The 16,945-nt window shown below is 69.9% G+C and carries 14 protein-coding genes; 9 read left to right on the plus strand and 5 right to left on the minus strand.

What is annotated here, in order from left to right; all coding sequences use genetic code 11:
* Positions 1 to 55: 55 nt before the first annotated feature.
* Positions 56 to 1,525 (minus strand): OmpP1/FadL family transporter, encoded by a 1,470-nt coding sequence (locus AC07OA_RS12240; protein WP_494664082.1) that lies wholly within the window; start codon positions 1,523 to 1,525, stop codon positions 56 to 58.
* Positions 1,526 to 1,601: 76 nt separating this feature from the next.
* Positions 1,602 to 2,423: an RNA methyltransferase gene (locus AC07OA_RS12245; protein ID WP_494664083.1), complete on the minus strand. Its 822-nt coding sequence runs from the start codon at positions 2,421 to 2,423 to the stop codon at positions 1,602 to 1,604.
* A 92-nt stretch (positions 2,424 to 2,515) separates the two neighbouring features.
* Here AC07OA_RS12245 and AC07OA_RS12250 point away from each other — a divergent pair, with 92 nt between their 5' ends.
* A complete protein-coding gene (locus AC07OA_RS12250; protein ID WP_494664084.1) occupies positions 2,516 to 3,529 on the plus strand; it encodes a serine hydrolase in 1,014 nt (337 codons plus the stop codon).
* A gap of 3 nt (positions 3,530 to 3,532) precedes the next feature.
* On the opposite strand, the gene AC07OA_RS12255 is transcribed toward AC07OA_RS12250, so the two are convergent.
* Entirely contained in the window at positions 3,533 to 6,052 is a 2,520-nt protein-coding gene (locus tag AC07OA_RS12255; RefSeq protein ID WP_494664085.1) for an ATP-binding protein, read from the minus strand.
* Between the two features lie 207 nt (positions 6,053 to 6,259).
* Between AC07OA_RS12255 and AC07OA_RS12260 the strand changes: the two genes are divergently transcribed.
* The 8 genes from AC07OA_RS12260 to AC07OA_RS12295 all read left to right on the plus strand — a co-directional run bounded on the left by AC07OA_RS12260 (position 6,260) and on the right by AC07OA_RS12295 (position 14,742).
* Entirely contained in the window at positions 6,260 to 7,474 is a 1,215-nt protein-coding gene (locus AC07OA_RS12260) for an NADP-dependent isocitrate dehydrogenase (RefSeq protein WP_494664086.1), read from the plus strand.
* A 406-nt stretch (positions 7,475 to 7,880) separates the two neighbouring features.
* A complete protein-coding gene (locus AC07OA_RS12265; RefSeq protein ID WP_494664087.1) occupies positions 7,881 to 8,381 on the plus strand; it encodes a Csu type fimbrial protein in 501 nt (166 codons plus the stop codon).
* Positions 8,381 to 9,097: a fimbrial biogenesis chaperone gene (locus AC07OA_RS12270; protein ID WP_494664088.1), complete on the plus strand. Its 717-nt coding sequence runs from the start codon at positions 8,381 to 8,383 to the stop codon at positions 9,095 to 9,097. Before AC07OA_RS12265 ends, AC07OA_RS12270 begins: the two co-directional genes overlap by 1 nt.
* Positions 9,075 to 11,471, plus strand: a complete 2,397-nt coding sequence (locus AC07OA_RS12275) for a fimbria/pilus outer membrane usher protein (protein ID WP_494664089.1) — start codon at positions 9,075 to 9,077, stop codon at positions 11,469 to 11,471. The genes AC07OA_RS12270 and AC07OA_RS12275 overlap by 23 nt, the downstream gene beginning before the upstream one ends.
* Positions 11,452 to 12,441 carry a Csu type fimbrial protein gene (locus AC07OA_RS12280; RefSeq protein WP_494664090.1) on the plus strand — a complete coding sequence of 330 codons (990 nt, stop codon included), beginning with the start codon at positions 11,452 to 11,454 and terminating at the stop codon, positions 12,439 to 12,441. The genes AC07OA_RS12275 and AC07OA_RS12280 overlap by 20 nt, the downstream gene beginning before the upstream one ends.
* Before the next feature lie 16 nt (positions 12,442 to 12,457).
* A complete protein-coding gene (locus AC07OA_RS12285) occupies positions 12,458 to 12,964 on the plus strand; it encodes a GAF domain-containing protein (RefSeq protein WP_494664091.1) in 507 nt (168 codons plus the stop codon).
* A 79-nt stretch (positions 12,965 to 13,043) separates the two neighbouring features.
* Entirely contained in the window at positions 13,044 to 13,622 is a 579-nt protein-coding gene (locus tag AC07OA_RS12290; protein WP_494664092.1) for a DUF2939 domain-containing protein, read from the plus strand.
* Positions 13,623 to 13,758: 136 nt separating this feature from the next.
* Positions 13,759 to 14,742: an AEC family transporter gene (locus tag AC07OA_RS12295; protein WP_494664093.1), complete on the plus strand. Its 984-nt coding sequence runs from the start codon at positions 13,759 to 13,761 to the stop codon at positions 14,740 to 14,742.
* Here AC07OA_RS12295 and eutC read toward each other — a convergent pair.
* On the minus strand, positions 14,693 to 15,496 hold the full coding sequence (eutC, locus tag AC07OA_RS12300) for an ethanolamine ammonia-lyase subunit EutC (RefSeq protein ID WP_494664094.1): 804 nt from the start codon (positions 15,494 to 15,496) through the stop codon (positions 14,693 to 14,695). The two genes, AC07OA_RS12295 and eutC, sit on opposite strands and share 50 nt — an antisense overlap.
* On the minus strand, positions 15,493 to 16,869 hold the full coding sequence (locus AC07OA_RS12305; protein ID WP_494664095.1) for an ethanolamine ammonia-lyase subunit EutB: 1,377 nt from the start codon (positions 16,867 to 16,869) through the stop codon (positions 15,493 to 15,495). Before AC07OA_RS12305 ends, eutC begins: the two co-directional genes overlap by 4 nt.
* Positions 16,870 to 16,945: the final 76 nt, after the last annotated feature.

Here is a 16,945-nt window from a genome sequence, read left to right on the forward strand (position 1 = left end):
GAGAGAAGAAGACGCCGGAACCGGGCGAGCGGCAAGCCCTCCCGGTTCCCAGCCGTCAGAACGTGAACCGCGCCCCGACGCCGCCAACCCAGCCCTTGCCCTCGGACCGGCCGCGCAGCGACAGGTTCATCGGGAAGGCCGTGCCGTCGTACAGCACCTGGTCGCTGTGGATCTGGCTTTCCTTCAGCTTCACGTAGCCGACGCTGGCGTCGAAATGCATGCCCTTCTTGGGGGTGATGGTCGAACCCACCGTATAGAGCATGCGGTCGCCGTCGGGTACGCGCGGGTCGCGGTACTCGTCGTTGGTGGGGGTCGGATCCTTCTGGACGCCGGCCCGCAGGGTCAGCCACTTGGCGGCGCGGAAGTCGGCGCCGACGGCGACATTGGTGGTGTCCTTGTAGAACTCGTGGACGGTGATCTGTTTGGGCAGCAGGGCCCCGGGCAGCAGTTGGCCCGCGCCCTTCAGGTCGACCACCACGTTGTCGAAGTCGCTCCAGCCGAAGCGCTGGACCTGGGCGTGCAGCGCCAGGTTCCGCATCGGCTTGACCGTCACCCCCGCCGTGGCGATCCACGGCAGGTCGAAGCTGGTCGTGGCCTCCTGCTTGCTGGTGACCAGCGAGAACGGCCCCTGGAAGCCGTAGATGGTCACGTCGCCGTCCAGGTGGTGCTTGTAGCCCGAGCGATAGCTGGCCCCGACCGTCAGGCGCTTGCCCGGATGCAATTGGGCGCCGGCGTTCCAGCCGAAGCGGGTGTCGCTGCCCTTGACCTCGATCTTGCCGTCCGGGAACGGGGCGGTCAGGTCGGGGCCCATCTGGCTGAAGGTGGCGTCGAAATAGTCGACATTGCCGCCGCCCGCGACGCTGAGCCAGTCGGTGACCCGCACCGACACCGCGCTCTGCAGGTTGATGTTCAGGAACCGCGACTTGATCGCGCCGTAGCGCACCCAGCTGTCGCCGTCATAGGTGGTGATGGCGTTGAACGGGGCGTTGATCCCCACGCCGAACGAGATCCGGTCGGTCACCGGCATGGCGAAGGCGAAGTTGGGGACGATCGACTTGGGGATCGGGTCCTTGGCCACCGAATTGCCGCCCACCGGCAGGGCCGGTTGCAAGGGGATGTTGGGCAGGCTGTTCAGGGTGGGGATCAGCACCCCGTTGGTCAGGCCCGGCAGCACGCCGCTGAGCAGGCCGGTGACGCCGTTCGGCAGGCCCGGGATCGGCGTGCCCAGCACCGCCGGGACGTTCAGGGTGGGCCGCTGCAGGGTCGAGCCCTCGTCGGTCACCGTGCCCTTGACGAACACCCCGAAGGCGCCGTTGTAGAACTCCTTGTCCTCCAGCCGGCTGATCGCCGCCGGGTTCCAGAACATCGATTCCGCGCCGACATCGGAGACCTCGCCAGAAAAGGCGCGACCCGCGCCCTTCACCGACTGTTCCTGGATGTAGAAGGCTCCCGCCGCCGCGCTCGAGGCGCAGACCATCACGCTCCCGGCCACGCCCAAGGCGAGCCAGGTCCGAAGACCCTTCATCACGATTTCCTCCCTGTCGGCCAACCGACATTGGCCGTTCAGGCCCGAAACGTGGCCGGAGAGATTTTGGTTCCGCTTAGACCTGGGAGCCGTCTTCGTCTTCCGCAACGGAAGGCGGCGCAAGGGTTTGCGCGGTCTTGGCGGCCAGCTTGGCCAGCACCCGACCGCGCCCTTTCGACAGGGCGGTGATCACGCCGCGGAAGGTGCGCACCTCCTGCTCGGTCAGCCGGGCGCGGGCCAGCGGCGCGCGCAGGTTGCGCACCATCGAGGGTTTCTTCTCGGGCGGATGGTAGAAGCCGGCCTTCTCCAGCTCGTCCTCCAGCTGGCCGTAGAGGCCCAGCAGGCTGGCCTGATCGGCGGGCTCGGCGACATTGTAGTCGAACCGCGCCCAGGGCCGGTCGTCGACCGTCATCCGCCATTCGTAGGCGTTGATCGACACGGCCTGGGCAAGGTTCAGCGAGCGGAAGCGCTCGTCGATGGGGATCGAGACGATGGCCTGGCACAGGGCGATGTCGTCGGTCTCCAGCCCCGCCCGCTCGCCGCCGAACAGCAGGCCCACCGCATGGCCCTGGGCCACGTCCTCGGCCAGGTGGCCGGCGGCCTCGCGCGGGGTGTAGACCGGCAGGCGCGTCTCGCGCGGGCGGGCCGTGGTGGCGAACACCAGCTTCAGGTCGGCGATGGCCTCGGGCAGGGTCTCGAACACCTTGGCCTCGTCCAGCGGCCAGTTGGCGCCCGAGGCGCTGGCCCAGGCGCGCTCCTGAGGCCAGCCGTCGCGCGGCTTGACCAGGCGCAGGTCCGACAGGCCGAAATTGGCCATGACGCGGGCCACCGCGCCGATGTTCTCGGCCAGTTGCGGCTGGTTCAGGATCACGCAGGGCGGAAGATGCTTCGTCGTCATCGCCACCCTTTGCCGCCGGACCGCCGCGCGGTGCAAGCCCCCAAGATGACGGTTCGTGCGTTTAGCCCCCGGTCAAGCTCGCCGGAACCGCCATGCTCAAGCACGCCACAGCCCTTCTCCTGACCCTCTCGCTGGCCGCCTGCGGCGAGCCGCCGATGCTGGGCCAGAAGGACCCGCTGTTCGACCGCGAGAAGATGACCGCCCAGTTCCAGGCCGTCGCCGACCGGGTCGCGCCGGGCACGCTGGGCGTGGGGGTCGAGGACCTTTCCACCGGCCAGATCATCGTCTTCAACGGCGACAAGCGCTTCCCCCTGCAGGGCGTGGCCCGGGCTCCGCTGGGCGCTGCGGTCATGGCCGAGGTCGAGGCGGGCCGGCTCAAACTCGACGAGCCGATCGTGATCGAGGACGTCGACCTGTCCCCGCCGCCCAGCGCGATCGCCGACGCCTGGCCGAACCGGTCCGTCTACACCGTCCGCGAGCTGCTGGAGCGCGCCCTGGGCGAGGGCGACAACACCGCCGCCGACGTGCTGATGAAGCGGATCGGCGGTCCCGGCGCGGTCACCGCCTGGCTGCAGGGCCGCAAGGTCATGGCCCTGGACATCGACCGCTACGAGCGCCAGGTCCAGCCCGAGAGCCTGGGCGCGGCCTCGTTCCGCGCCGGCTGGAAGGGCGAGGCCGCCTGGCGCGCCGCCCTCGATCAAGTCCCCGCCCCCGACCGCCGCCGCGCGACCCTGGCCTATCTGGCCGATCCGCGCGACACCGCCACGCCCCTGGGCGCCCTGCGCTTCCTGGAGGCGTTGAACCAGGGCGAACTGCTGGATCAGGACGCCCGCCGCCAGCTGGGCCAGATCGCCCGCCAGAACACCGCCGGCGGAGCCCGCCTGAACGCCGCCCTCCCCGACGGCGCGCGTCTCACCCACCAGCCCGGCACGGCCCGCACCGACACGGGCTTCACGCCCGTGGTCTCCGACATCGGCGTCTACACCCTGAAGGACGACCGCAAGTTCGCTGTCGTGGCGTTCGTCAAGGGCTCGGCCCTGCCGGTCGCCGAGCAGGAAAAGGCCATCGCCGACGTCGGGCGCATCGTGATCAAGGCGGCGAAATAGGCCCTATTCGGCCGGCGTGAAGGCTGCGGCGGGTTGGCTCATTCGCGTGCGGGCCAGGGCTTCCAGCAACTGCTGGGGCCGCACGGGCTTGGCCAGGTGCAGGTCGGCGCCCACGGCCTTGGCGGCGGCGACGTGCTCTTCCATGGCGTTGGCGGTCAGCATGATCAGCAGCACCGGATCAGCGCCGGCGGCGGCCTCGCGCTCGCGGATCAGGCGGGTGGCGGTCAGGCCGTCCATCACCGGCATCTGCATGTCCATCAGGATGGCGTCGAAGCCCCCGGGCGTGAAGGCGTCCAGGGCTGCCTGGCCATCCTCGACCAGGGTCAGGGCCACGTCGAACGGCTGCAGGATGATCTCGACGACCTTCTGGTTGGTGGGGTGGTCCTCGGCGACCAACACCCGCAGCCCCTCCAGCGAGATCTCCTCCTCCTCGTCGAAGACCTCGTCCTCGACAGCGCGGGCGCGTGGCAGGGGCAGGTCGACCTGGAAGATCGCGCCCCGGCCCACCACGGCGCGGGCGTCGATGGCGCCGCCCATCATCTCGGCCAGGGCCGCGCAGATCGACAGGCCCAGGCCCGTGCCGCCGAACTGGCGAGTGATCGACTGGTCGGCCTGGACGAACCGCTTGAAGAGGCGCCGCCGCACGGTGTCGTCGAAGCCCACGCCGGTGTCGGTGACGGTGAAGGTTAGGCCTCCGTTCGCCATGTGATCGGCCCGCTCGACGGTCAGGCTGACCCCGCCCACGGCGGTGAACTTCACGGCGTTGGCCAGCAGGTTGTTGAGGATCTGGCTGATCCGCCCGGCGTCGCCCAGATAGCTGCCCTGCAGGCCCGGCTCGATCGACCAGCGGAACTCCAGCCCCTTGGCCTCGGCCGTGGCGCGGTGCAACTCGCCCACGCCGCCGACCAGCTGGGCCAGGTCGAAGGGCGCGGGGGTCAGCTGGAACTGGCCGGCCTCGATCTTGGAGACGTCCAGGATGTCGCTCAGCACCTGCTCCAGCAGACGGCCCGACGAGGTGACCAGGGCGGCCAGCTCGCGGCGGCGCTCGGGGTCGGTCTCCTCGGCCAGGCGGTCGCCGATGGCGATGACGCCGTTCAGCGGCGTGCGCAGCTCATGGGACATGTTGGCCAGGAACACGCTCTTGGCCTGGTTGGCGCGCTCCAGCTCGGCGGTGCGCTCGGCGACCCGCTCCTCCAGCGAGCGCAGCAGTTCGATATTGCCGTCGCGCTGGCTGCGCAGGGTGCGGGCCAGGGCGCCGATCTCGTCGGCGCGGTCTTCGATGGGCTGGGCCTCGACGATCTCGCCGGTGCGGTGGGCGTCGGCCAGAACCCGGAGCGGCCGCTCGACGGTGTGGCGCATCACCCGGTAGAGCGCCGCCACCTGGATGATCACCCCCAGCACGCCGAACAGCAGCACCCACGAAGCCGTCTTGACCGCCGACCAGACCAGGTCGTCGGACGGAAAGCTCATCAGGAAATACCAGTCGGGCTCCTTCAGCCGGCCGTAGGCGATGACCCGGTCGTTGTTGCGGATCACCCCGACGTCGGCGCCGCGCTCGCGGATTTGGCGGACGGCCTCGCTGACCCCTTCCTGGGTCTGGGCCCGCACCAGGGTCTGGACATCGACCACCCCGTTCTTGGCCAGGCCGGGCGCGGCGATCAGCTCGCCGTCGGACGAGACGATCATGTTGCGTCCGCCCGGCAAGGCGTCCTCGACCGCGCGCAGCAGGTAGGAGTCCAGCGACAGGCTGGTGCCCCAGGCGCCCAACTGCTTGCCGCCGAAATCGAAGGGCGTCATGCAGGCCGAGTTCAGCCCCCGCCCGCTGGGATCCGACAGCAGCTTGCGCAGCTTGGTGCACTTCATCACCCGCTGCGGGTTCTGGGTCGGCAGGGTCAGCAGGGTCATCTCCTCGCCGCTGACGTCGAAGTTCGCCGGCGCCTTGTGCCGGTAGTACATCAGCCGGTCCGGGCGCTTGGGTCCGAACATCACAAGCCGGGTGTCGGGCGTGAAGAAGTAGAAGTTATCGTAGCGGTTCAGCTCGGCCTCGCCGGTGTGCGACACCACTTGGGTGGCGGCCAGCATCAGGGCTTTCTGTTGCGGGGTCAGGGTGTTGGCGCGCGGCAGGTAGCCGCCGATGCCGTAGGTGTAGTCGCCGTCGACGACGCCGCCGTCGTACAGGGCGTCGGCCGTGCGCCGGGTGCCGTCGGGCTGGAGCGGGAACTGGGCATCGAACTCGCGGTCGACCGTGGCCGGGTCCAGCGCCTTCAGCCGCCGCTCCAGGGAATCGGTCGCGGCCTGGTGCACCTTGACCAGGTCGGAGAACAGCCGGTCCTCGGTCTTGACCCGCTCGCCCACATATTCGGTCAGGTGCCGGATCTGGGCATCCGCGGCCGCGCGCTGCACGAAGACGAAGGTCACGGCGGTGGCCACGCCGGTCACCGCGATCGACAGGATCGCGACGATGGCCAGCAATCGCCGGGCCAGCGGCGAGGTGACGTCGGTGATGGCTCGGCGGCTCTCCACGCCCTGTCCTACCTCACAAGCCTCAATCAAGAATTTACGCGCCGAAATAGGGACTTACGCTGCGTCAGGTCGCCTACGGACCGTCTCATCGCGACCTCGGCTTTCCCCCCGACGCGCAACAGTCTATAGGCACGCCGTCCGCGCCGCTCCCAGGCCCTGTGCGCCAAAGAGTCACAGGCGCGCCACCGCGAGAGGAAAGACCCCGCAATGGCCAAGATTAAAGTCGCCAACCCCGTCGTCGACATGGACGGCGATGAAATGACCCGGATCATCTGGAAGCTCATCAAGGATAAGCTGATCTTCCCGTATCTGGACCTGGAACTGGACTACTACGACCTGTCGGTCGAAAACCGCGACGCCACCAACGACCAGGTCACGATCGACGCGGCCGAGGCGACCAAGAAGCACGGCGTGGCCGTGAAGTGCGCCACCATCACTCCCGACGAGCAACGCGTCACCGAATTTAACCTCAAGAAGATGTGGAAGTCGCCGAACGGCACGATCCGCAACATCCTGGGCGGCGTGATCTTCCGCGAGCCGATCATCTGCCAGAACGTGCCGCGCCTAGTGCCGGGCTGGACCCAGCCGATCATCGTCGGCCGTCACGCGTTCGGCGACCAGTACAAGGCCACCGACTTCCTGTTCCCGGGCAAGGGCACGCTGTCGATCAAGTTCGTCGGCGAAGACGGCCAGACCATCGAGCACGAAGTGTTCAAGAGCCCGTCGGCCGGCGTCGCCATGGGCATGTACAACCTCGACGAGTCGATCCGCGACTTCGCCCACGCCTCGTTCGCCTACGGCCTGGGCCGTGGCTATCCGGTCTACCTCTCCACGAAGAACACGATCCTCAAGGCCTATGACGGCCGCTTCAAGGACATCTTCCAGGAGATCTACGACGCCGAGTACGCCGAGAAGTTCAAGGCCGCCGGCATCCACTACGAGCACCGCCTGATCGACGACATGGTGGCCTCGGCCCTGAAGTGGTCGGGCGGCTATGTCTGGGCCTGCAAGAACTACGACGGCGACGTGCAGTCGGACATCGTGGCCCAAGGCTTCGGCTCGCTGGGCCTGATGACCTCGGTGCTGATGACCCCGGACGGCAAGACGGTGGAAGCCGAAGCCGCCCACGGCACCGTGACCCGCCACTACCGCCAGCACCAGAAGGGCGAGTCGACCTCGACCAACTCGATTGCCTCGATCTTCGCCTGGACCCGTGGCCTCGCCCACCGCGCCAAGCTGGACGACAACGCCGAGCTGGCCAAGTTCGCCGCCACCCTGGAGAAGGTCTGCATCGACACCGTCGAAAGCGGCTTCATGACCAAGGACCTGGCCCTGCTGGTCGGCGACAAGCAGTCGTGGCTGACTACCGAAGGCTTCCTCGACAAGATCGACGAGAACCTCCAGAAGGCGATGGCGGCCTAACCGCCCCGTCCTCGACGGATCGAAAGCAGCGCCCCTCGGGAAACCGGGGGGCGTTTTTCGTTTCCGGAGGCTCTGCGGATGCGTCGCGCCCCTGCGACATAACGACCGCTCAATTACGATCCGTTTCGGAGCAAAATTAAGACCTCCGGTGGCGTCCAACCTCCGCGATAGACAACCAAAACTTGCGTTTTCCTTGTGAGCGTTGGGTTTGCCAAGCAACGCTCGACGAACAAAGGTCGACAATCCGACTCTAACCCTTTAGGCGAGCATCAAGAATCCACCACAACTGTGTGTCGAGACGTCGCACCCGTTTCCTAACCCCTGTTAATCACCCGGCAAGCGCGAACCTACATCCCTGACGCGTAGTCTCGCGTAAATCCGCGCGAGCTGGGTAATGGGGTGCGCTATGCAAAAAGCATACGTTTCAGTTTTCGCGGTCGCAGTACTTGCGTCGCTCGGCATCGCTTCGTCGGCTAATGCGGCGACGGCCAGCAGTTCATTTCAGGTCAACTTGACCATCCAGGGCGAATGCAAGGTGCAGTCGGCCTCGAACGTCAGCTTCGGCTCGCACGGCGTGATCGACGCCAACATCGACACGACCAACTCGATCGGCGTGCAATGCACCAACTCCACGCCCTATACGGTCGCCCTGAGCGCCGGCGGCGGCACGGGCGCCACGGTCGCCAGCCGCAAGATGACCAGCGCCGCCAACGACACGGTCTCCTACGCCCTCTATCGTGACGCGAGCCGCACCCAGCTGTGGGGCGTGACCCAGAACGTCGACACCCAGGCCGGCACCGGCAACGGCGGCGTGCAGACCTACACCGCCTACGGCCGGGTCGCGGCCCAGTCGACCCCCGCCATGGGCGCCTATAGCGACCTCGTGTCGGTGACGATCACCTACTGATGCCCCGCCGCCCCCTCCTCGCCGCCGCGCTGACCGCGCTCATGGCCTCGGCCTGGGACTTCAGTCCCGCCGTGGCCTCGACCCTGCGCGTCAGCCCGGTCGGCCTGGACCTGCCCGTCGGCCAGAACGCCGCCACGCTCAGCCTGTTCAACGACGACGTCGCGCCGTTGAACGTGCAGATCCGGGTGTTCCGCTGGCGGCAGGTGGACGGCAAGGACGTGCTGGAACCGGCCACCGAAGTGGTCGCCAGCCCGCCCATCGCCAAGGTCGCGCCCGGCGCGGCGCGCACCGTCCGCGTCGTGCGGCTGGACGCCAAGCTGCCCGAAAAGCAGGAGTCCTACCGCCTGATCGTGGACGAACTGCCGCCGCCGCTCAGCGAGGGCGGACGGCAGGTCACCCTGCTGATGCGCCACTCCATCCCGCTGTTCTTCGCGGCCTCGACCGACAAGGCCCGCATGACCTGGAAGCTGGCCGGTTCCGCCGACGCCCAGAGCCTGACCGCCAGCAACGCCGGCGGCCGCCATCTGCGCGTCTCCAACCTGCGCATCGTCGACGGCGCCGGCGCGGTCCTGGCCGAACGCAAGGGGCTGGTCGGCTACGCCCTCCCCGGCTCGACCATGGCCTGGCCCGCCGGCGCGTTCCCGTCGTCGGCCGGCCTGCACCTGCTCGCCGACACCGACACCGGCCCGATCGATGCGCCGCTCGCCGGCGATTGAGGCGGCGCTGCTGGTCATGACCGCCGCGGCCCTCCCAACCCCCGCCCTCGCCCAGGACATCCCGAACCTGCCGCCCGCCGCCCAGGCGACGGGCGCGGAGGCGTTGCAGCTGGAGGTCTGGGTCAACGGCGTGGGCACCGGTCTGGTGGCCGCCGTCGCCCGCGACGCCGACGGCCGGCTGTCGATGAGCGCCGAGGAATTGCGGGCCGTGGGCCTGGCCTCGCCGCGCCGCGTCGGCGAACAGGCGCTGGACGCCATTCCCGGCCTCACCGCCACCTATGACGAGATCGGCCAGCGCCTGCTAGTCGAGGCGTCCGTCGGCACCCTGCTGACCCAGCGCTTCGACCTCAGCCCCTCCAGCGCCGAGAGCCTGTCCGCGCGCCAGGACACCGGGGCGGTGCTGAACTACGCCGTTTCGGCCGACGGCGGACAAGGCGAAGACGACGACCTGGGCGTGGACGGCCTTGGCCTGTCGCTGGACGCGCGCGTCTTCGGCAAGTTCGGCGCCCTCGATACCGCCGTCTCGGGCAGCTACGCCTCGGGACAGGGCCGTCTTGTGCGGCTGAACAGCACCTGGAGCTGGTATTCGCCCCGACACGCGATGAACGTCCGGGCGGGCGACTTCATCAACGCCGGCTTCTCCTGGACCCGGCCCATCCGCATGGCCGGCCTGCAGATCCGCCGCGACTTCGCCACCCGGCCCGACCTGATCACCATGCCCTCGCCGCGCCTGTCGGCCAGCGCCGCCGCGCCGTCGATCCTGGACCTCTATGTCAACGACGCGCCGGTGCTGTCGCGGCGGGTGGGCGCGGGCCCCATCGAGGTGGACGGACTGCCGTCCTCGCGGGGCTTCAGCCAGGCCCGCCTGGTGCTGCGCGACGAGGCCGGCCGCCAGACCGAGATCGTCGCCCCGTTCTTCACCACCCCGCTGCTGCTACGGAAAGGCTTCGTCGACTACGCGGCCGAGATCGGGGTCGCCCGCCGCTACTACGGTGTCCGCTCCAACGACTATGCCGACATGCCGCTGGCCACCGGCAGCCTGCGCTACGGGCTCACCGACGCGGTCACCCTGGAGGGCCATGCCGAGGGCGGCGCGGGCATCGCCAACCTGGGCGGCGGCTTCGCCGTCGAGCTGGACGGCCTGGGCGTCGCGGCCCTGTCCGCCGTCGGCAGCCACGACGGCGACCATGCCGGCGCCCTGGTCTCGGCCGTCTTCGATAGCCGTTTCGCCGGCGTCTACATCTCGGCCATGTCGACCTATGCCGACGCGGACTATCGCGACCTGGCCGCGGCGACCTCGGGCAAGTGGCATTGGAGCAACGGCAAGGTGGTCGGCGACCAGCCGCCCCGCTCGGTGAACCAGATCACCCTGTCGACGCCCGTCGCCCTCAACCCGTTCCGGCGCGGCGCCGAGGCGGCCACCCTCAGCCTGGGCTACACCGCCCAGCAGAGCCAGGACGGCATGAAGCGCACCGTGTTCAACGGCTCGCTGCGCCAGACCCTGAACCGCCGCATCACCGTCTACGCCACCGGCTATGTCTCGCGCGGCGAGCGGCGCGATGCCGGCGCCTTCTTCGGCGTGGCCATCCCGCTGGGCGGCAGCGTCTCGACCACGGTCGGCGCCCAGGTCCAGGGCAGCGACACGGTCGCCTTCGTCGAGGCCAGCAAGGCCGAGGACCAGGCGGTGAACACCACCGCCTGGCGCCTGCGCGTCGAACAGGGCGCCAGCTCCGAGATCGAGGCCCAGGGCGTCTATCGCGCCCGCACCTTCCGCCTGTCGGGCGTGGCCCAGCGCCGCGACGGCCTCACGCGCCTGCAGGGCCAGATGGACGGCGCGGTGACCTGGATGAAGGGCGGGGCCACCCTGGCCAACCGCCTGGACGGCGCCTTCGCCGTGGTCGATGTCGGGGCGCCCGACGTGCCGGTGCTGTTCCAGAACCAGAAGATCGGCCGCAGCGACCGCAGCGGCCGCCTGGTGGTGCGCAACCTCTCGCCGTTCGACGACAACAAGATCGCCATCGATCCGCGGCTGCTGGCCCTGGACCTGGAAGCCGCCGACACCGAGAAGTCGGTCGTCCCCTTCGACGGCGGCGGCGTACTGGTGCGCTTCGGCGTCGCCAAGGCCCCGCCTTCGGCCCTGGTCACCTTGCGCCGCCCCGACGGCGCCTTCGTGCCGCCTGGCGCCGAGGCCGTGCAGGCCGGCTCCGACGAGCGGGTGATCGTCGGCTATGACGGCCAGACCTTCCTGACCGAGCTGAAGCCCGACAACACGCTGACCGTCCACCTGGAGGACGACGCCACCTGCGTCGCGCGGTTCGCCTTCGCGCCCAATCCGAAAGGAGGCGCCGGTGTCGTTGAAGCGATCTGTCGCTAGGCTCTCCAGCCTGCTGGTCCTGAGCCTGAGCTTCGGCGGCGGCGTCTTCCTGACCGTCGCCCCGAAGCCGGCCCATGCCGGCAGTTGCTCGGTCTCGGTCAGTTCGGCCAACTTCGGCTCGACCATCAGCCCGCTGACGGCGGGGGTCGTCGACACCACGGCCAACCTCAATTTCAGCTGCACCGGCATGACGCCCGGCCTCGCCGTCTCGCTGTGCCCCAGCCTCGACGCCGGCTCGGCCGGCGGCGACGGCGCCGGCGGTCGCCTGCTCAAGACCAGCGGCGGCGTCAGCCTGCCCTTCCAGGTCTATCAGGACGCCGCCCGCACCCAGACCTGGGGCTCGGCCAGCTTGCTGATGTTCGGCGCGACGCCGACGATCACCGCCACGCCCAGCGCCGCCGGCACGGTCAACGTCAACCAGACGCTCTACGGCCGGATCTGGACCACCGCAACCACCGTGCCCGGGAGCTACACCACCGACTTCGTCGCCCAAAACTTCTTCTGGGGCCTGAACCTCCTGACCTGCGCGGGCGTCACCATCGGCTACAGCGCCCCGCCGGCCACCTTCACCTTCCGCGCGACCCTGGTTCCCGACTGCCAGGCGACGTCCAGCTCGGTCGAGTTCGGCAGCGTCGGCGTGCTGACGGCCAACAAGGACGGCCAGGGCGGCCTGGGCGTCACCTGCACCTCGGGCACCACCTACAGCGTCGGCCTGGACAACGGCCTGACCGGAACCGGTCCGACGGCGCGCAAGATGAAGAAGGGCGCCGAGGCGGTCACCTACGGCCTCTACAAGAACAGCGCCCGCGACCAGCCGTGGGGCGACCTGGCCGCCGGCGCGGGCTTCGTGGCCGGCGGGACCGGCACCGGCGCTTCCCAGCCCTTCACGGTCTACGGACGCGCGCCGCCCCAGACCACGCCTTCGCCCGGCGCCTATGCCGACACCGTCGTCGCCACCGTCACCTACTAGTTCAGGGGATTTTCAGATGCTGCCCGTGCAAGTCTACCCGGCCGACGACATCGCCCGCGTCGCGGCGCTGCAGAGGCTCAAGATCCTCGACACCCCGCCGTCGGTGGAGTTCGACCAGATCGCCTGGTCGGCCAAGATCCTGTTCGACGCGGCCGCAGCCTTCGTCACCTTCGTCGATTCCGAGCGCCAGTGGCACAAGGCCCGGGCGGGTTCGGAGGTCCCCCAGGTCGACCGCCGCGCCTCGTTTTGCAGCCACTGCATCGCCTTCCGCAGCCCGCTGTGGATCGAGAACGCCCTGGAAGACCCGCGCGTGTTCGACAACCCGCTGGTGACCGGCCCGCCCTTCCTGCGCTTCTATGCCGGCGCGCCGATCCGCGACCCGCGCGGCTGGATGCTGGGCACGGTCTGCGTGGTCGACGTCCAGCCCCGCGCCTACGACGCCAACCTGGAGAAGGGGCTGATCGCCCTGGCCGGCATGGCCTCGAGTCTGCTCGAACGGAACGCAACCGCCTCGGCCGCGTAAACGGTTTTCAGGGAACGGCCTTGCGGGCCGGACCCGAACCGCATTCTATGCGGCGTCAACCATGCGGCGGGGGCGCGCGATGACTGTGCAGAAGCGACTGTGGGACCTCGTCGTCCTGGCCATCGTCATCTTCGCGGCCGCCTTCGCCACCGCGCCCTGGTTCGCCTTCCGCGCCCTCAAGGCCGCCGCCGAGTACGAGGACGTGCAGGCGATCAGCGAACTGGTCGACTTCCCCGCCGTGCGCGCCAGCCTGACCGCCGAACTGGACGAGAAGAAGCCGGCCGCCGTCGCCCCGGCCGAACCGCCCTCGATCTGGCGCGACCCTCTGAGCGTGTTCAGGAAGGCCATCGCGCCCATCGCCCCGCCCGAGCCCAAGGTCGACCGCTACCTGACCATCTCGGGCCTGTCGGCCCTGACCCGAGGCTACGCGCCCGGCAAGGCGCCCGGCGTTCCGCCCAAGCCGATCACGGCGATGGAAAAGGCCAAGGCCGCCATCGCCGGCCCCCACGCCGCCATCGCCTATTGGGATCCCAACCGCGTCCGCGTCAGCGTCAAGCGCCCCGGCCAGCCGGAGAAGGTGACGGTCTTCACCTGGCGGCGCGACAAGCTGTTCACCTGGCGGCTGGTGCACGTGCGCCTGCCCGCCGACGAGCGGTGAGAGGGCCTCTCCGGCGCGACGCTGGACCACCCGGCTGCGCCAGTGCTATCGACCATGGCCTTGTTTCGGCCCCAGTCGTTCGGGGTCGGCCCTTTGGGCGACACGCAACGTCGTCCCGTAGCTTCCTGGTAGCGCCTTGATCGATCTCCTGCTCGACGTGCCACAGCGGGTCCTGCCGTTCTTCCTGCTGGTCGCCGCCGGCGTCACCCTGGCGCGGCTGCGCCTGTTCGACGCCCGCATGTCGACGGGCCTGTCCAGCTACGTCTATTGGATCGGCTTCCCCGCCCTGCTGGTGCATTCGCTGTCGCGGGTAGGCGTTCCGGACCGCGGCATGACCCTGGGCCTGGTCGCCTACGGCGCCTGCGCCCTGCTGGTGGTGGCCCTGATGGCGGCCATCGGCGCGGCCCTGCGCTGGACGCGCGAGGAGCGGGCCGGCGGATCGCTATCGGCCAGCCTGGGCAACAGCGCGTTCCTGGGCCTGCCCATCGTCGCCTCGGTCCTGGGCCCGGAGGCCGCCCGCCTGTCGGCCGGCGCCGTGGCGGTGGATTTCGTGGTGGTGGCCGCCGTCGGCGTGGGCCTGCTGGGCTGGGCCGGCGGCCGCTCGACCTGGCGCTCGCTGATGCAGGCCCTGCGCAACCCGATCGTGCTGGCCGCCCTGACCGGCTCGACCATGGCCCTGCTGGACCTGTCGCTGCCCAGCGTGCTGGACCGCTCGGTGGCCGCCGCCGCCGCTTCGGGCAGCCCCGTGGCCTTGGTCGCCTTGGGCGTGGCCCTGGGCCTGACCGGCCTGCCGGCCGCCGGCGTGCCCTGCGAGCCCAGCGACGAGCCGCCCCCGCCCATTCCGCGCTGGACCCCGATCGTCGTGGCCGCCGTGGGCAAGCTGCTGGTCCTGCCCGCGCTGGTCTGGCTGGCCACCGGCTGGATCGACTCGTCCCTGCCCTTCCGCCTGGGCGCGACCCTGCTGGCCGCAACCCCGACGGCGGTCAACGTCTTCATCCAGACCAAGGCCTACAGCGTGTTCGAGCGCGGCGGGGCGCGGATCGTGGCCCTGACCACCGCCGTCTCGTGCGTCAGCCTGTCGGTGGTGGCGGTCCTGCTGGAACGCTTCGCGGCGGCGTAGCCGTCAGCAGGGCGGTATCGCTCTCGTCCTTCAGCCCCACGCCGGTCAGGCCCAGCCGCAGGGCCTCGCGTGCGTGCCAAGCCAGCTTGAACGCCGCCGCCGCGTAGCTCAGCCCCTCGCCCCGGATGTTGGACACGCAGTTGCGCTCCGCATCGGTGCGGCCGACCTTGGGCGCGAAGGTGATGTAGGCCCCCAGGCTGTCGGGCGACGATAGGCCCGGCCGCTCGCCCACCAGCAGGATCACCAGCCGCGCGCCCAGCAGCTCGCCCACCGCGTCGCCCAGGGCCACCCGCGCCTGGCGGGCCACCACGACCGGCCCCAGGCGCCAGCCCGCCTCGCGCGCCGCCGGCAGCAGGGCCTCGATAAGCGAGGCGGCATGGGCGTGGACGGCGGTGCTCGACAGGCCGTCGGCCACCACCACCGCCAGGTCGCAGGCCCCGCGCGTGCGGCCGATCAGGGCCGAGCGCCCCGCCTCCGACAGGCTGCGCCCCAGGTCCGGCCGCCGCAGATAGGCCGCCCGGTCGGGCGCTGCGCTGTCCACGATCACGGTCTCTAGCCCCAGGGTCTGGATCGCCTCCGCCACCGCCTCGGCCTGGAAGACCTTGTGGACCGCGTCGCGGGCCTGGGCGTGGGCCAGGGCGAAGCCCAGCACCTCGGAGGTCGGCAGGCTGGACCCCGTCCGCCCCAAGGCGATGCGGGCGGGCGTGTGACGGCGCAAGGCGCTCCAGGGATCGGGCGTAATCGGCGCGCTCACGCCGAGACGCCCAGCAGCGGATGGCCGGCCGTGCGCGGCGCCAAGCGCCCGTCGGCCCCGACGATCCGCGAGCGCTCCAGCCAGGCCTCGAACTCCGGCGCCCGCTTCAGGCCCAGCAGCTCGCGCACATAGAGGGCGTCGTGGAACGAGGTGGACTGGTAGTTCAGCATCACGTCGTCGGCGCCCGGCACGCCCATGACGAAGGTGACCCCCGCCGTGGCCAGCAGGGTCAGCAGGCTGTCCATGTCGTCCTGGTCGGCCTCGGCATGATTGGTGTAGCAGACGTCCACCCCCAGCGGCGCGCCCAGCAGCTTGCCGCAGAAGTGGTCCTCCAGCCCGGCCCGGATGATCTGCTTGCCGTCGTAGAGGTATTCGGGGCCGATGAAGCCGACCACGGTGTTGACCAGCAGCGGCTCGAACGCCCGGGCCACGCCGTACGCCCTGGCCTCCAGCGTCTGCTGGTCCACCCCGTGGTGCGCCCCCGCCGACAGGGCCGAGCCCTGGCCGGTCTCGAAGTACATGACGTTGTCACCGACCGTGCCGCGCCCCAGTGAACGACCGGCGTCCAGGCCTTCCTTCAACAGGTCCAGGGTCACGCCGAAGCTGGCGTTGGCGGCCTGCGTGCCCGCGATCGACTGGAACACCAGGTCCACCGGCGCGCCGCGCTCGATCAGCTGGATCGCCGTGGTCACGTGGGTCAGCACGCAGGACTGGGTGGGGATCTCGAACCGCTGGATCAGGTCGTCCATCAGCCGGGTCAGGTCGGAGAGGACGTTCAGACTGTCGCTGGCCGGGTTGATGCCGATCACCGCATCGCCGCAGCCGTACAGCAGGCCGTCCAGGATCGAGGCGGTGATCCCGGCCGGATCATCCGTCGGATGGTTGGGTTGCAGCCGCACGGCCATGGTCCCGGGCAGGCCGATGGTGTCGCGGAAGCGGGTGGTGACCTTGCACTTGGAGGCGGCCAGGATCAGGTCCTGGTTGCGCATCAGCTTGCTGACCGCCGCGACCATCTCGGGCGTCAGGCCCGGGGCCAGGCGGGTCAAGGCGGCGGACGTGGCGATCTCCGACAGCAGCCAGTCGCGGAACTCGCCCACCGTCAGCGAGGCCACAGGGGCGAAGGCCGCCACGTCGTGGCCGTCCAGGATCAGGCGGGTGACCTCGTCGGCCTCGTAGGGGACGAGGGCTTCGGTCAGGAACGCCTTCAGCGGCGTGTCGGCCAGAGCCATCTTGGCGGCGACATTGTGCTGGGCGCTGGAGGCGGCGATCCCCGCCAGGGCGTCGCCCGAACGCGGCGGCGAGGCCTTGGCCATCAGGTCGGCCAGGGTCTCGAAGGTCCAGGTGGTTCCGCCCAGGGTCGCGCGATAGGCCATGGGCGCGAGGGTGGCGCCGAACGGGCGGGCTGGGAAGCAATGGCCGTCGGCGACCGCGTCCTTTCAAGCTTCGCCC

It is taken from the genome of Caulobacter sp. GW821-FHT09B08, from assembly GCF_059418225.1.